The organism is Micromonospora sp. ALFpr18c, assembly GCF_008868155.1.
GTDB lineage: Bacteria > Actinomycetota > Actinomycetes > Mycobacteriales > Micromonosporaceae > Micromonospora.
Window position 1 is genome coordinate 1 of record NZ_WBKR01000169.1, and the last position, 14,250, is coordinate 14,250.

The following is a 14,250-nucleotide window of genomic DNA, read 5'->3' on the forward strand; positions in this document are numbered from 1 at the left end:
GTGGGGCGGTGGGGCGGGCGTCAGGTGCTGATACGGTCTCCGGCGAGCTGCCCGGATGCGCGGCGCTGGGCGGGCGCTCGGTGCTGATGATGCGGTCTCCGGTCGAGCTGTCCCGGGTCACCTTCGGGTCGCCGCGGACCCGATCGTCCGGGCTGCCCTGCCCCGAACATGGGGCAGCTCGACAGGGCGCAACCACCAACCCCGCCCTCCGCCGCCGGCTGCTGGGTAGCCCGTTGACCCGTGGAGGGTCAGCCGAGGACCAGGCCCGGGTCGGGTTCCGGGTCTGGGGTCGGGCCGGGGATCTTGTACTCCTCGGTGAGGGTGGTCATGGGGCCGGGCCAGGTCGCCTGGGACACCTCGATGGGCTTGCGGTTCGCGTCGTACGCGACGTGCAGCAGGTGCAGCACCGGGGTGTCCGGCCGGATCTGGAGGGTCTCGGCCTCCTCCCGGCTGGGCTGGCGGGCGCTGATGGTGTCGGTGGCGGAGACGTACCGCCGGCCGGTGGCCTCCTCGGCCTCCTGGTAGAGCGGCCGGCCGAACGCCTCGGTGCGCTCCAGCGAGGTGCCGGCGGCGTCGCGGGGCAGGAACCAGGAGGCGCCCACCTCGACGGGGGAGTCGTCGGTGCGGACGAGGTGTCGCCGGCAGAGCAGTTCGGTGCCGTCGCTCACTCCGAACGCGTCGGCGACCTCGGCGGGTGCGGGGGAGCGGCCGACCGAGACGAGTTGTTGGCGGTATCGGGCGGCGAGGTCGGTGTGGTAGCCGCGGAATCCGCCGTACCGGCCTCGGGAGAGCCGGTTGAGTCGGCGTCGGGTGCCGCGGACGTACGTACCGGAGCCGGGTTTGGTGATCAGGATGCCCTCGACCCGCAGCTGGTCGACGGCGCGTTGCACGGTCTGTTTGGCGACGCCGAACATCTCGGCGATGGCCGGGATGGACGGCAGTCGTTCGCCGGGTCCCCAGTCGCCGCGGCGGACCTGGGCCTTGAGCTGCGCGGCGATCTGTCGGTGTGGGAACTCCGCGGCCCCGGGATTGATCTGCACACCCGCCTCCTTGATCACATCTAGGTTCCTAGGATGCCTTAGAGGGGTGTGACGGCGCCAGCCCGGACACGCCAAGAAACGGGCCCCCGGACCATGAAGGTCCGAGGGCCCGCGGCGAAGACGGTGCTACCAGGAGCCGGCGGTGGGGCCGGCCGAACCGCCCCGGCGGCGCAGATACTTCTCGAACTCCTGGGCGATCTCGTCACCGGTCAGCGGGGTGATCCCCTCGTCGCCGACCCGTTCCTCCAGTTCGCGCACGTACTCGCCGAGTTCGGCATCCTGCTCGGCGGTGCTGCGCACCCGCTGCTCCCACTCGGCGGATTCCTCGGCGAGATCGGCCATCGGCACCGGCAGGTCGACGACCTCCTCGACCCGGTGCAGTAGGGCGAGGGTGGCCTTCGGGCAGGGCGGGTTGTTGGCGTAGTGGGGCACGTGCACCCAGAACGACACGGCGTCCACCTCGGCGCGGGCGCACGCGTCGTGCAGCACGCCGACGATGCCGGTCGGCCCGTCGTAGCGGGTGGGGGTGAGCTGGTAGCGCTCGGCGGCCTGCGCGTCCGAGGCGCTGCCGCTGATCGGCAACGGCCGGGTGTACGGCACGTCGGCGAGCAACGCGCCGAGCAGCACCACCCGTTCCACCTCGAGGCTGTGGCAGATCTCCAGTACCTGCTCGCAGAACGTCCGCCAGCGCATGCTCGGCTCGATGCCCCGGATCAGCACGACGTCACGCTCGGTGCCCTCCGGGCTGGCCACCATGAACCGGGTCGTCGGCCACTCCACCCGCCGGGTCTCCCCGTCGGCCATGGTGATGGTGGGTCGGCTGACCTGGAAGTCGTAGAACTCCTCCGGATCCAGCTCGGCGATCTGTCGGGCGTTCCAGACCTGCTCGAGGTGCTCCACGGCCGCGGTGGACGCGTCGGCGGCGTCGTTCCAGCCCTCGAACGCGGCGATGGCCACCGGGGACCGCAGCACCGGCAGTCCGTCGAACTCGGTCACGCCGTTACCTCACCCTGCTCGTCGCGGCCGGCGCCGGGACCGCGCCCGGTCGTCGGGCCGTGGTGCACGGCGGAGTCCCTGTTGTCCTTCACGTCCGCCAGCCTACGTGCCGGGCGGGGGCGCGGCCCGTCGGCCGCGCCGGTCGGCCGCACCGACAACCGGACATAAGCTCGCGAACCAGACAGCGTGATCCCGCTGACACAATATGGGATCGGGTGCCGAGGGACTCGGGGCTCGGTCGGTACCGCACTAACCTGAACGGGTGCGGACTTCGTTGATGGATGTGCTGGCCGACCGGATTCTCATCGCCGACGGGGCGATGGGCACGATGTTGCAAGCCGCGGACCTCACGCTCGACGACTTCGACGGGCTCGAAGGGTGCAACGAGATCCTCAACGTCACCCGGCCGGACGTCGTGCGCGGCGTGCACGACGCCTACCTGGCCGCCGGCGCGGACTGCGTGGAGACCAACACGTTCGGCGCCAACCTCGCCAATCTCGCCGAGTACGACATCCCGCAGCGCATCCGGGAGCTGTCCGAGGCGGGCGCCCGGATCGCCCGGGAGGCGGCCGACGCGGCCAGCACTCCGGAGCGGCCCCGCTTCGTGCTGGGCTCGATCGGGCCGGGCACGAAGCTGCCCACCCTCGGGCACGCCGGCTACGCGACCCTGCGCGACGCGTACCAGGAGAACGCCGCCGGCCTGATCGCCGGCGGGGCGGACGCGCTGATCATCGAGACCTGCCAGGACCTGCTCCAGGTCAAGGCGGCCGTGGTGGGGTCGAAGCGGGCGATGGCCGAGCTGGGCCAGTCCGTGCCGATCATCTGTCACGTGGCGGTCGAGACCACCGGCACCATGCTGGTGGGCAGCGAGATCGGTGCGGCCCTCGCGGCGATCGAGCCGCTCGGGGTGGACCTGATCGGGCTGAACTGCTCCACCGGCCCGGCCGAGATGAGCGAGCACCTGCGGTACCTGTCGCAGCACTCCCGCATCCCGCTGTCGGTGATGCCGAACGCCGGCCTGCCGGTGCTGACCGCCGACGGGGCGTACTTCCCGCTGACTCCCGTGGAGCTGGCCGAGGCCCTGGAGCGGTTCATCACCGAGTACGGCGTGGGGCTGGTCGGCGGCTGCTGCGGCACCACCCCCGAGCACATCCGGGTGCTGGCGGAGCGGCTGCACGGCGTCACCGCCCCGGCGCGCGAGCCGCGGCACGAGGCGGGCGTCTCCTCGGTGTACCACCCGGTGCCGTTCGCCCAGGACGCCTCGGTGCTGATGGTGGGGGAGCGGACCAACGCCAACGGCTCGAAGGCGTTCCGGGAGGCGATGCTCGCCGGTGACTTCCGGGCCTGCGTGGAGATCGCCCGCAGTCAGGCGCGCGACGGTTCGCACCTGCTGGACCTGTGCGTGGACTACGTCGGCCGCGACGGCACGCGGGACATGCGGGAGCTGGCCGGCCGGTTCGCCACCGCGTCGACGCTGCCGATCATGCTGGACTCCACCGAGCCGGCCGTCGTCGAGGCGGGGCTGGAGATGCTCGGCGGCCGCTGTGTGGTCAACTCGGTGAACTTCGAGGACGGCGACGGCCCCGACTCCCGGTACGCGCGGGTGATGCCGATCGTCCGTGAGCACGGCGCGGCGGTGGTGGCGCTGCTCATCGACGAGGAGGGCCAGGCGCGTACCCAGGAGTGGAAGGTCCGGGTCGCGGCGCGGCTGATCGACGACCTGACCGGCCGGTGGGGCATGGACCGCTCCGACATCCTGATCGACGCGTTGACGTTCCCGATCGCCACCGGCCAGGAGGAGACCCGCCGCGACGGCATCGAGACGATCGAGGCGATCCGGGAGATCTCCCAGCGGTACCCGGGGGTCAACTTCACCCTGGGCATCTCGAACATCTCCTTCGGACTCAACCCGGCGGCGCGGCAGGTGCTCAACTCGGTGTTCCTGCACGAGTGCGTGCAGGCCGGTCTGACGTCGGCGATCGTGCACGCCAGCAAGATCCTGCCGATGTCGAAGATCCCCGAGGAGCAGCGCGAGGTCGCACTGGACCTGGTGTACGACCGTCGCCGCGAGGGCTACGACCCGGTGCAGCGCTTCCTGGAGCTGTTCGAGGGCGTCGACGTGACCAGCGCGCGGGCCAGCCGGGCGCAGGAGTTGGCGGCGCTGCCCCTGGACGAGCGGCTCAAGCGGCGGATCATCGACGGTGAGCGCAACGGCCTGGAGGCCGACCTGGACGAGGCGATGGCCGGCGGCCGGTCCCCACTGTCGATCATCAACGACATCCTGCTGGACGGCATGAAGGTCGTCGGGGAGCTATTCGGCTCGGGCCAGATGCAGCTGCCGTTCGTGCTCCAGTCCGCCGAGGTGATGAAGACCGCGGTGGCGTACCTGGAGCCGCACATGGAGACCAGCGAGGACGGCGGCAAGGGCCGCATCGTGCTCGCCACCGTGCGCGGCGACGTGCACGACATCGGCAAGAACCTGGTCGACATCATCCTGTCCAACAACGGCTACGAGGTCGTGAACATCGGCATCAAGCAGCCGATCAGCGCCATCCTCGACGCCGCCGAGCAGCACCGCGCGGACGCGATCGGCATGTCCGGGCTGTTGGTCAAGAGCACCGTCATCATGAAGGAGAACCTGGCCGAGATGGCCACCCGCGGGGTCGCGGAGCGTTGGCCCGTCCTGCTGGGTGGGGCGGCGCTGACCCGGGCGTACGTCGAGGACGACCTGCGGTCGATGTTCCCCGGGCAGGTGCACTACGCGCGGGACGCGTTCGAGGGGCTGTCCCTGATGGACAAGGTGATGACCGCCAAGCGCGGCGGCGCACCGGTGATCGACCGGGAGCGGGAGGCGGCCCTCGCCGCCCGTCGCGCCCGCCGGGAGCGGCAGCGGTCGATGGTCACCGAGTCGCTGCCGGAGCTGCACGACTCCTCGGTCCGCTCCGACGTGGCCGCGGACGTGGCGGTGCCCACCCCGCCGTTCTTCGGCACCCGGGTGGTCAAGGGCGTGCCGATGGCCGACTACGCGGCACTGCTCGACGAGCGGGCCACCTTCCGCGGGCAGTGGGGGCTCAACGGCGCCCGCGGCGGCAACGGACCGTCCTACGAGGAACTCGTGGAGACCGAAGGTCGCCCGCGCCTGCGGTACTGGCTGGACCGGCTGATCGCCGACCAGGTGCTCGAGGCAGCCGTCGTGTACGGCTACTTCCCCGCGTACTCCGAAGGCAACGACCTGGTGGTGCTCGACGAGAACGGGCACGCGGAGCGCGCCCGGTTCTCGTTCCCCCGGCAGCGGCAGGAGCGTCGACTCTGCCTCGCGGACTTCTTCCGGCCCAAGGGCGACCAGCTCGACGTGGTCGCGTTGCAGCTGGTCACCGTCGGTCAGCCGGTCAGCGAGTACGCGGCGAAGCTGTTCGCCCGCAACGAGTACCGCGACTACCTGGAGGTGCACGGCCTGTCGGTGCAGCTCACCGAGGCGCTCGCCGAGTACTGGCACCGGCGTATCCGCGCCGAACTGACCCTGCCCGACGGACGTCCGCTGGGCCACGACGACCCGACGGACCTGGCCGGGATCCTGCGTAACGACTACCGGGGCTGCCGGTACGCGTTCGGCTACCCGGCCTGCCCCGACCTGGAGGACCGGGCGAAGATCGTGGACCTGCTGGGGTCGGAGCGGATCGGGGTGGAGTTGTCCGAGGAGTTCCAGCTGATGCCGGAGCAGGCCACCGACGCGATCGTGGTCCACCACCCGGAGGCCAGCTACTTCAACGCCAAATAGCGTCAGGTGAGGTCAACAGGCCGTTACGCTGCTGCAACGCTGATCGCCTCCCTCGGTTGGGGCACAGGTGGGGCACATCGCGTGGAAAAGAGATCGTCGACAGCCTGCCGCGATCGGTCCTCATCGTCCGGCCACAGGTGCGCGTAGACACGCAGCGTCATCGACGCGTCGGCGTGGCCGAGCCGGGCGGCGACCACCTTCGGGTTGAGCCCGGCTCGGATCAGCGCTGAGGCGTAGAAGTGCCGCAGGTCATGCTGCGTCGACTCGGGTAGCCCAGCGGCGAGCCGGGCCGGCGCCCACACCTCGGCGTTGAATCTAGTGCGGCTCAGCGGACGGCCGGCGCCGTCGAGGAACAGGAACCGCGCCATCCGCGTGACCGGCTTGCGGCCGGTCGTGTCGAGCACCTCGACTTCCTGCGGTGGGTACTCCACCAGGTGGGCGCGAGCGACGTCGACCATGGCTTGCGCCAGCGGCACCTTCCGATAGCTGTGCTTGTTCTTCAACGCGCACACCACCACGCCACCACCGGCGGTGGGCTGCACCTGGCGGGCCACGGTCAGCATCCGCTCGTCGAGGTCCAGGTCGTCCACCTCGACACCGAACAGCTCACCCTGCCGCAGGCCCGTGCCGGCATCGAAGTCGACCAGCGCGCGGTACCGGGCCGGCATGACGGCGATCAGGTCGTCCACCTGGGACAGGGTCAGCGGCACGATCTCGTCACGGGGCAGCTCAGGCAGCTTGATCCCGGGCGTGGGGTTGCGACCGATTGCCCGGTCGCGTACCGCTGCGGCAAAGATTGTCTTCACCGTGCCGAACACCGGGCGGACCGAGCTGGGCGCCAGCGGCAGGCCCGTCACGAAGGCTTGCAGCATAGACGCGTTGACCCCGGCGATCGGCCGGGCACCGAACGCCGGGTAGACGTGCCTGTGCAGCTGCGACTTGACCCGTGCCGCGGTGTTCTCCCGGTGAGGCTGCATCGTGCGCCACCGCTCGGCGTACGCCTGGAACGTGACCTTGCCGGCCTTCGGGTCGACGTAGTTGCCGGTGTTCAACTTGTGCTCGACGTCCGCCCGGAACTTGTCGGCGTCGACCTTGCGGGCGAACGACTTCTTGCGCTCGTTGCCGGCCTCGTCGCGCCAGCGGACCAGCCACGGCTTCGGCCGCCCGTCGAGACGCTTCCTAACGCTCGCCATCGGCAGCCTCCGGCTCGAAGATGACCAGGCGGTCGGGATAGCGCGAAAGCCTCAGCTCCCGGATCGCGTCTATCCACTCCCGCGGCTTGCCCGGTGGCGTCATACCGCGCTCGACCATGCCGTCCAGCACCCCTGCGAGTTGTCGAAGCGCCTCGACGAAGCCGGCCCGCGCACCGGTCGCGGTCCGGTCGTCACCCGAGTACTCAGCGGCTCGGATGTCGTGCTGTGCCTGGTTGATCGCTCGGCCCGCCCGAGCCTCGGTTTGGTACAGGTCGATGGCTTCTTGAGCCCCGGTGAACTCCTCGACGCGAGACACGAGGGCTCCGCCCCGGGGTGACCGAACAAGCGGAGGCTCGTTGCCGGTGGCCCACTCCCAGACAAGCCAAGGATGCAGGACCACTCCGGGCGCGACGGCGATATCCGCCCCCGACTGGAGGTCGAGGAACAGGAGCGGCGGTGGCACTGCAAGAGCGTGGGCCAGTTGAAGCCACTCATCCAAGCTCACCCCCCGGTCGCCGTTTTCGATCTTAGAGATAGCGACGCGGCTCAGCGTCCCGCCGATCTCCTTGATGCGGTCGGCGAGCCCCTGTGCTGAGAGTTTCCGCCGATCGCGCCACACCTTGACCTGCTCGGCCAGCACCTCGCTCGGACGCCTGGGCTGATCTTCCACGCTCTCTCCTTGTTCGGAATCGGAGCGAACGTAGCACGAAAGCTTGCGACTCGATAGGGCGTGTGGTAAACCTACCGGCAGTTGTACGACTTCCTATCGCACCCGTTCGAATTTGGAGCAACCATGGCCCCGAGCGGAACGCCCGCACAAGTGCGCCGAGCGCTCGCTACCCCTCCCGAGGTGGCCACGTTCCTGGGCGTGCCCGAGAAGACCCTCACTCAGTGGCGGTACATCAAGAGCGGTCCGCGCTGGTCAAAGGTCGGACGGCACGTCCGTTATCGCTGGGAACACGTCGAGAAGTGGGTCGACGAGCAGTCGGGGGGCCGGGCGGCATGACCCAGACGCACAGCCGCCCCGGACCGGCGAAGTCCGAGGCGGCGCAGATGGTCGGCGAGACCTACGAGCAGGGTACCGACGGGCGTGCCCTGCGGAAAGCCCTGCGCTACGCCGACGCCGGATGGCCCGTCTTCCCCTGCCACTGGACGACCAACGCCGGCTGTTCCTGCGGTGACGTCGAGTGCCACAGCCCCGGCAAGCACCCGCTGACCCGACGCGGCCTGCATGACGCCAGCACGGAAGCGGCCACGATCGCGGCCTGGTGGACCCGCTGCCCGGCAGCGAACGTCGCCATCGCCACCGGGGCACCCGGGCCGGACGTGCTCGACTTCGACGTCAAGAACGGCGCTCGCGGCGCCGCGAGTCTCGCCCAGCTGCGCGACGCCAGGCTGCTCGTCGGAGCCCACAGCATCATCACCACCTGGTCCGGCGGCTGGCACCTCTACTACCTCGGTAGCGAGCAGGGGAACGGCAGCATCCGCGGCCACGGCGTCGACTTCCGCTCACGCGGCGGCTACGTGCTCGCACCGCCCAGCGTCATCAACGGCAAGCCCTACGCACTCACTGAGTGGCGCTCACGCCTCGACCCCGCTGTGACCGGGGTCGACTTCGCCACCATCCGGCGAGCCCTCGACCCGCCGCGCTCGTTCACCGCCAGGGCGCGGCCGGGGGAGCGCAGCGACCACGGCGCGCTCGTCCGACACGTCGCAGGGCAGGGCGAGGGCAACCGCAACGGTGCGTTGTTCTGGGCTGCCTGCCGGGCCGTCGAGACCGGGGCCGACGAGCAGGTGTTCACCGACCTGCTCGACGCCGCCCTGTCCGTTGGCCTCACCGACCGGGCGGCTGCCGCGACCATCGCGTCCGCCCGGCGCCGGATCGGGGCCTCAGCGTGACGACGACGCCGGCCGGGCCGCTGAGCCTCGGCGAACTCGACCGAGGCCCCCGGCGCACGTGGCAACGCGTCGACCTCGGGCCGGTGCTCGACGGCACCTATGCACCGCCCCAGGCCACCGTCGGACGGCGCACGGACGGCGTCGGCATGTTCTACCCGGGCCGGCAACACAGCATCGCCAGCGACAGCGAGGCCGGCAAGACGTGGCTTGCCCTGCTCGCTGCCCAGAGCGAACTCGACGCGGGGAACGCCGTCCTGTACCTCGACTTCGAGGACGACGAGGGCGGCACGGTCGGGCGGCTCATGGCGCTGGGTGCCAAGTCCGAAGACATCGCGGCCCGGTTCGGCTACGTCAAGCCGGAAGAGGCGATCGACAGCCTGTTCGGCCGGGAAGACCTCAGCGAACTACTCGGGGACCTGCGCCCCACGCTGGCCATCCTCGACGGCATCACCGAGGCGATGAGCATGCACGGGCTCGAACTCAAGGACAACACCGACATCGCCCGGTTCGGTCGGCTGCTGCCCCGGTACATCGCCGACAAGGGTGCTGCGACCGTCGCCCTGGACCACGTGGTCAAGGACCGCGAGGGGCGGGGCCGGTACGCCATCGGCGGTGTCCACAAGCTAAACGGCATCAACGGCGCGTCGTACGTGCTCGACAACCGCCAGCCGTTCGGCATCGGGCGGACCGGGCGTACGAGCGTCTACATCGCCAAGGATCGGCCGGCGCAGCTGCGGCGGCACGCGCTACCCGGGCAGGAGGGACTGTTCTGGTTCGGGGACCTGGTCGTCGAGTCTCACGACATGGGGTTCGCCGAGGGCATGGTCAGCCCGCCGGCTCAGGGCGACGGCAAGTTCCGACCCACGACGCTCATGGCGAGGGTCAGCGCCGCGCTCCAGGGTGCGCCGGGGCCGCTGACCATGACCGACATCACCGACCGGGTCAAGGGTCAAGCCCAGACCGTCCGGGGAGCGGTGGCCGCTCTGGTCGACGAGGGCCACATCGTGATGGAGACGGGGCCCCGCGGGGCCAAGCTCCACCGGCTCGTCAAGCCGTTCGGGGACACCCCATGAGCACTCCGACCCCGTCCCGACCCCGTCCCGATGGCCTGGGCGAGGGGATGAATTGGTGCATAGCACCCCGTCCGACGGCGTCGGGACCCCGTCCGACGGGGTTCAGTGACCCCGTCCCGTCCCTATATAGGGACGGGATCAGCCTGTCGGCGACCCCGTCCCGGGACGGGCTGACTTCCGAGGTGACTCGATGAAGACCTACCGCCGGCACTACTGCGGCCGGACGCATCGGAGCTTCCGCACCCTCGCCCGGTGTTTGTGGCCGAGAGCTGTGTGGGTGACCGGGAACGGCCCGTACGCCACGACTGCGCGGCACCGCGTGTTGACGGTCGAGCTGCACCCGACCCTCGAAGCCGCAGAGGCCGCCAAGCGCGTCATCGACTCTTCCGGCTGCGGCGGCAAGTGCCCGTGCACCGGCCGGGGCCACGAACTCATCCGACTGCTCGACCCCGCCCAGATGGAGGCCGCAGCATGATCCTCGACGACCTGCTCACCAACGACACCCCCGGCGTCGCCAAGCTCACCGACCCCGACGCCGGCCAGACCCCGCGGTGCCCCTGCTACGGCTGCCCCAGTCGCGTCACCGGCGCCATGCCCGGCTGGCACCTGCGCAAGGGCCCCGCCCTGGTGCTCGATGCGCACCTGCGGGCCGCGCTTCTCGAACGGGCCGACGGCCGCCGCTGGCAGTTCCTGGAGCACGGCGACCACGGGGCAAGCCGGGAGCTGCTGCTCCCCGGATGGGTGGACCACCCGTACCGGCTCCGGTTGCCAGGCGGGCGGTGGATGTACGTCGCCGAACCATACGGGCTCGACGCTGACGCGTACGGCCATCTGCGCCACCTCGCCGAGCAGGGCTACACGGTGGACGTCACCGCCTGGCAAGCCCGCCATAACCCCGGCCGCACGCTGGCCGTCTCGATCACCCCGGAGGCCACCCGATGAGCCACATCCCCGGCCTGGCACCGAAGGTGCTGCTGGCCGCAGCCGATCAGGACTTTGATCAGTTCTTCGCGCTGCTCGCCGAGTACAAGCCGATCGAGCTGGTGGGCGCGCTGGCCACCACTGCCTACTCCCTGGCCGTCGAGCTGTACGGCACCCCCGAGCGTGCCCGCGAGGTGTTCGCCGCGATGGCGCTCGCTGCCGACGTGGACGCTGCCCTCACCAGTGCTGAGGGGAGCCCGTCGTGACCCCCACCCTCGCCCTGGAGCAGGCGATGCTGCACCCCGACTACGACCGGTTCATTGCACGGTCCGCCAGGCCACGCCCGTGGCGCTCGTCGACCAGCTCGACGCGGCGGCAACCCAGGCAACCCGCGTGGCCACCACGGCGGCGAGGTTCACCGGTGGCTGTGACGCCGGCGTTGCCACTGCGGCCGACCTGCCGGGCTGGCTGCGGCTCGGTCTGCTCGACGCCCTCACCCGCTGGGCCGACGGGAAAGCCACCACCTGCCGGCACAGCCCCGACCCCGACCGGCCCGAGCCGGTGCTCACCGCAGCATGGAAACCCGGCCTGGTGACCTGCATCCGGTGTGCGCACCTGTGGTCACTCGGCCGCAGAGCCAACCTCACCTGTGACTGCTGCGGCGCCATCTGCCCGCCGGACCGGATGAACCCGGGCATGACGCAGTTCGGTGCGCTGATCTTTCAATACGGCACGTGCGACGACTGCCGCCCGTCCGTGGCCAGCAACAACCCGCTCAGCGCCACGCTGCCGGCCGAACAGGACGCCGCGAGGGGTACGGGCAGGGCCAGCCCGCGAGGTGGGCGAGGCTGCAGCCGGGGCAAGGGTGGTCGCCGATGAGCGGCCAGTCCGGCGAGGCTGCCGAGCTGGCCGCACTCGGCCTCGCCGCGCGGATCCTGCTCGCCTACGACGACGCGGACGCCGACCAGATGGTGCGGCTCGTCAACACCGACCCCGACGCTGCGCTGAACGCCATCACGGCGTTCGCCGCCGCGCTCGCGTTGAAGGTCTACGGCCTCGATCTGCGACAGGCGCTGAACTCCGTCGCTACCGCCGCCGACCTCGACGACATCGGCAGGCAGGTGACCGGATGAGCGCCTGGCGCCCGTTGGCCACCCCCGGCCCGGTCAGCGCAGAGGCCCTGCACGCCGCCCGCGCTGCCGTCCTTGCGACCCTCGCCGCCCGCAACAGCGCCTTGGGACATCAGGCAGCCGTGACTGAGCTTGCGGATCTCCCCGTCGACCAGCTGCTCGACGTGGCCGCCGTCCTCGCCAGCATGGTCGGGCGACCCCAAGACACCCTGATCACGGACGACGAGTGGCTGTCGATGGCGGTCGAACCATGACCCGGCCCCTCGCCGGTGGGTGGCTGCTCGTCGCCCCCGATGACGCCTGCCGCCTCGCGCAGCTCGTCCGGGCCGGCGCGCTGACGTTCCGCCACCGCCGGAACCTCACCACCGGCGAGGGTGCCCTACTCATGGTCGTTGAGCAGGCCGCCTACGCCGCCCGCAGTTCCGCCGCCGGAACCGTAGCTGTCCTACCCGAGCCCGGCCGGTCACCGTCGACGGTGACAGCCAGTGCCGCAGCTCGGGCGCTGCGGGTCAGTGACAGTTACATCCGCCGGCTCTGCCGCACCGGGGCACTGGAAGCCCAGCGCAGCGGGACCGAATGGCACATCGACGCGGACAGCTTGGCCGCGTACGCACTCACGAGAGGCGAGAGACAGCATGAGCACCTACCAGGGACCGTGGAACCCCGGTGAGCACCCCGCCGACTGGGCGTACCGCACCGGACGGGTGACCGCTGAGTCGCGCGAGACGTGGCGCGCGGTGTACGACAACGACCCCGACGAGGGCGGCCGGACCATCGCCCACCTGTTCCCCGTGCTCGCCGACCCGGCCCTGACCAGGTTGGTCAAGGCGTCGCAGGAGATGGAGCAGCGCGAGCAGGACATCGCCGATGCCGAGTTCGCCGGCCTGTTCTCGCCCACCGCGCAAGCAGGCCCGGCCGACCTGACCCCGTACGCCCACCTGTTCCCGCCGGTCGACGCCGGCACGGACGGCCTGGACGAGTTCGCCGGCCTGTTCCCGCCGCGGCGTCGATAGAGGCAGGCCGGGGTGCAGCAGCGTCAACGTCACCCGGGGTCGTCGGTCTGGATCTCCCGACGACAGCGAGCCGGGGCCGAAGGGGCGAGAGCGCGCCTCCTTTCCGCGCAACGACCGCCCCTGCGCGCCACCCCAACGGCCAGCGACGACACCACCAGCGAACGGGAGAGCAGGCATGGCCCCTCGACCCTGTCTTGACTGCGGCAATCTCACCAGCGCGTCCCGGTGCGGAGCCTGCTCACGTGCGCGAGGGCGACACCGCGAGCGCACCCGAGGCCGCGCCAGCTCACGGCAGCGCGGCTACGACACCGTGTACGAGCGCAACCGCGCAAAGGTCCTTGCCCAACCTGGCGGCGGTGTGTGCTGGCTGTGCGGGCACGAGGGTGCCGACCAAGCCGACCACGTCACGCCCACCTCGCAAGGTGGCGACAGCTCGATGCTCAACCTCAGGCCGGCGCATGGCACACGCCCGTGCCCGACGTGTGGGCGCAGGTGCAACCAGTCGCGAGGCTCGCGGCCAATCGCCATCACTGAGAGTAATCGACGGTAGGTCACCCAGGGTGACAGAGTGGGCCTCAAAAAATCTCCGCCGCAGGTTTCCGAACCACCGGAGCCAGGTCGCTAGCTGTCCGGGCAGTTCCTACATTCCAAGATCGTCACAGACTGTTACACCCATTGCTGCCGGTAACCGCCGGTCATCGTCACAGGAGGTGCCATGCCGAACCCGCCGAAGTTCGACCCGCAGCGAGGCACGCGCGGCCGGGGCGGTGTGGCGCTCCCCGCCAGCGGCCGGCAAGGCGACCCGCCGCCGTGGCCGCTGCCTGGCCGTCATTCGCTCGACGAGCGCCGGGCCTGGGAGCAGTTGTGGGCGACCCCGCAGGCGGTGGCGTGGGAGCAGCTGCGCTGGACTCGCACGGTCGCCCGATACTGCCGGGTGATGATCGCCGCTGAGCAGCCGGACGCTACGGCGGCCCTGCTCGCGCAGGCCACGGTTCTGGAAGACCGCCTCGGACTGACCCCGAAGTCGATGCGGCTGCTGCTGTGGCACGTCGCCGCTGACGGGGCGAAGCCGCAGGGGTTAGTGGTCCGAGCCGGAAGTCCGTCGGGGGTTGATGGGTGACGGGTGCGGTCAGGGTCCGGGTGTGATGGTGCCGATGTGGATGTCGTAGACGAAGTCGAAGGCCTCTTCAGGACTGCCGGTGAGCCA

The 14,250-nt window shown here is 70.6% G+C and carries 17 protein-coding genes; 13 read left to right on the plus strand and 4 right to left on the minus strand.

All coding sequences use genetic code 11. The features are described 5' to 3' along the window. Positions 1-248: 248 nt before the first annotated feature. On the minus strand, positions 249-1,040 hold the full coding sequence (locus tag F8271_RS24295; RefSeq protein WP_151492144.1) for a GntR family transcriptional regulator: 792 nt from the start codon (positions 1,038-1,040) through the stop codon (positions 249-251). A 126-nt stretch (positions 1,041-1,166) separates the two neighbouring features. Then, entirely contained in the window at positions 1,167-2,036 is an 870-nt protein-coding gene (locus tag F8271_RS24300) for a PAC2 family protein (RefSeq protein WP_151492145.1), read from the minus strand. 277 nt (positions 2,037-2,313) lie between these two features. Between F8271_RS24300 and metH the strand changes: the two genes are divergently transcribed. After that, positions 2,314-5,814: a methionine synthase gene (metH, locus tag F8271_RS24305; RefSeq protein WP_370461957.1), complete on the plus strand. Its 3,501-nt coding sequence runs from the start codon at positions 2,314-2,316 to the stop codon at positions 5,812-5,814. 23 nt (positions 5,815-5,837) lie between these two features. Here the strand turns inward: metH and F8271_RS24310 are convergent, their stop codons facing one another. Both F8271_RS24310 and F8271_RS24315 read right to left on the minus strand, forming a co-directional pair. After that, on the minus strand, positions 5,838-7,007 hold the full coding sequence (locus tag F8271_RS24310; protein ID WP_151492146.1) for a site-specific integrase: 1,170 nt from the start codon (positions 7,005-7,007) through the stop codon (positions 5,838-5,840). Further along, complete coding sequence (locus tag F8271_RS24315; RefSeq protein ID WP_192580436.1) at positions 6,994-7,677, minus strand: helix-turn-helix domain-containing protein; 684 nt, start codon at positions 7,675-7,677, stop codon at positions 6,994-6,996. The genes F8271_RS24310 and F8271_RS24315 overlap by 14 nt, the downstream gene beginning before the upstream one ends. A gap of 180 nt (positions 7,678-7,857) precedes the next feature. Between F8271_RS24315 and F8271_RS24320 the strand changes: the two genes are divergently transcribed. The 12 genes from F8271_RS24320 (at position 7,858) to F8271_RS24380 (ending at position 14,163) form a co-directional block, all read left to right on the plus strand. Next, complete coding sequence (locus tag F8271_RS24320; RefSeq protein WP_255473729.1) at positions 7,858-8,013, plus strand: AlpA family transcriptional regulator; 156 nt, start codon at positions 7,858-7,860, stop codon at positions 8,011-8,013. Beyond that, positions 8,010-8,906, plus strand: coding sequence for a bifunctional DNA primase/polymerase (locus F8271_RS24325; protein WP_151492149.1), 897 nt, complete (start codon positions 8,010-8,012; stop codon positions 8,904-8,906). Before F8271_RS24320 ends, F8271_RS24325 begins: the two co-directional genes overlap by 4 nt. After that, entirely contained in the window at positions 8,903-9,979 is a 1,077-nt protein-coding gene (locus F8271_RS24330) for an AAA family ATPase (RefSeq protein ID WP_151492150.1), read from the plus strand. The genes F8271_RS24325 and F8271_RS24330 overlap by 4 nt, the downstream gene beginning before the upstream one ends. Before the next feature lie 277 nt (positions 9,980-10,256). Then, positions 10,257-10,454, plus strand: coding sequence for a hypothetical protein (locus F8271_RS24335; RefSeq protein ID WP_151492151.1), 198 nt, complete (start codon positions 10,257-10,259; stop codon positions 10,452-10,454). Further along, the gene (locus F8271_RS24340) at positions 10,451-10,921 is read left to right on the plus strand and encodes a hypothetical protein (protein ID WP_151492152.1); all 471 of its coding nucleotides are present in this window, start codon (positions 10,451-10,453) and stop codon (positions 10,919-10,921) included. The genes F8271_RS24335 and F8271_RS24340 overlap by 4 nt, the downstream gene beginning before the upstream one ends. Then, on the plus strand, positions 10,918-11,166 hold the full coding sequence (locus tag F8271_RS24345; protein ID WP_151492153.1) for a hypothetical protein: 249 nt from the start codon (positions 10,918-10,920) through the stop codon (positions 11,164-11,166). The genes F8271_RS24340 and F8271_RS24345 overlap by 4 nt, the downstream gene beginning before the upstream one ends. Before the next feature lie 79 nt (positions 11,167-11,245). Then, entirely contained in the window at positions 11,246-11,779 is a 534-nt protein-coding gene (locus tag F8271_RS24350; RefSeq protein ID WP_151492154.1) for a hypothetical protein, read from the plus strand. Further along, on the plus strand, positions 11,776-12,033 hold the full coding sequence (locus tag F8271_RS24355; protein ID WP_151492155.1) for a hypothetical protein: 258 nt from the start codon (positions 11,776-11,778) through the stop codon (positions 12,031-12,033). The genes F8271_RS24350 and F8271_RS24355 overlap by 4 nt, the downstream gene beginning before the upstream one ends. After that, a complete protein-coding gene (locus tag F8271_RS24360) occupies positions 12,030-12,284 on the plus strand; it encodes a hypothetical protein (protein WP_151492156.1) in 255 nt (84 codons plus the stop codon). Before F8271_RS24355 ends, F8271_RS24360 begins: the two co-directional genes overlap by 4 nt. Further along, entirely contained in the window at positions 12,281-12,700 is a 420-nt protein-coding gene (locus F8271_RS24365) for a helix-turn-helix domain-containing protein (RefSeq protein WP_151492157.1), read from the plus strand. The genes F8271_RS24360 and F8271_RS24365 overlap by 4 nt, the downstream gene beginning before the upstream one ends. After that, positions 12,666-13,043, plus strand: coding sequence for a hypothetical protein (locus F8271_RS24370; protein ID WP_151492158.1), 378 nt, complete (start codon positions 12,666-12,668; stop codon positions 13,041-13,043). Before F8271_RS24365 ends, F8271_RS24370 begins: the two co-directional genes overlap by 35 nt. Positions 13,044-13,758: 715 nt before the next feature. After that, positions 13,759-14,163, plus strand: a complete 405-nt coding sequence (locus tag F8271_RS24380; RefSeq protein WP_151492160.1) for a hypothetical protein — start codon at positions 13,759-13,761, stop codon at positions 14,161-14,163. The last annotated feature ends 87 nt before the right edge of the window (positions 14,164-14,250 follow it).

Coding starts and splice junctions, on each gene's coding strand:
- metH (WP_370461957.1), top strand. CDS start 2,314: ATGGATGTGCTGGCCGACCGGATTCTCATCGCCGACGGGGCGATGGGC.
- F8271_RS24310 (WP_151492146.1), bottom strand. CDS start 7,007: ATGGCGAGCGTTAGGAAGCGTCTCGACGGGCGGCCGAAGCCGTGGCTG.
- F8271_RS24325 (WP_151492149.1), top strand. CDS start 8,010: ATGACCCAGACGCACAGCCGCCCCGGACCGGCGAAGTCCGAGGCGGCG.
- F8271_RS24340 (WP_151492152.1), top strand. CDS start 10,451: ATGATCCTCGACGACCTGCTCACCAACGACACCCCCGGCGTCGCCAAG.
- F8271_RS24345 (WP_151492153.1), top strand. CDS start 10,918: ATGAGCCACATCCCCGGCCTGGCACCGAAGGTGCTGCTGGCCGCAGCC.
- F8271_RS24355 (WP_151492155.1), top strand. CDS start 11,776: ATGAGCGGCCAGTCCGGCGAGGCTGCCGAGCTGGCCGCACTCGGCCTC.
- F8271_RS24360 (WP_151492156.1), top strand. CDS start 12,030: ATGAGCGCCTGGCGCCCGTTGGCCACCCCCGGCCCGGTCAGCGCAGAG.
- F8271_RS24365 (WP_151492157.1), top strand. CDS start 12,281: ATGACCCGGCCCCTCGCCGGTGGGTGGCTGCTCGTCGCCCCCGATGAC.
- F8271_RS24370 (WP_151492158.1), top strand. CDS start 12,666: ATGAGCACCTACCAGGGACCGTGGAACCCCGGTGAGCACCCCGCCGAC.
- F8271_RS24380 (WP_151492160.1), top strand. CDS start 13,759: ATGCCGAACCCGCCGAAGTTCGACCCGCAGCGAGGCACGCGCGGCCGG.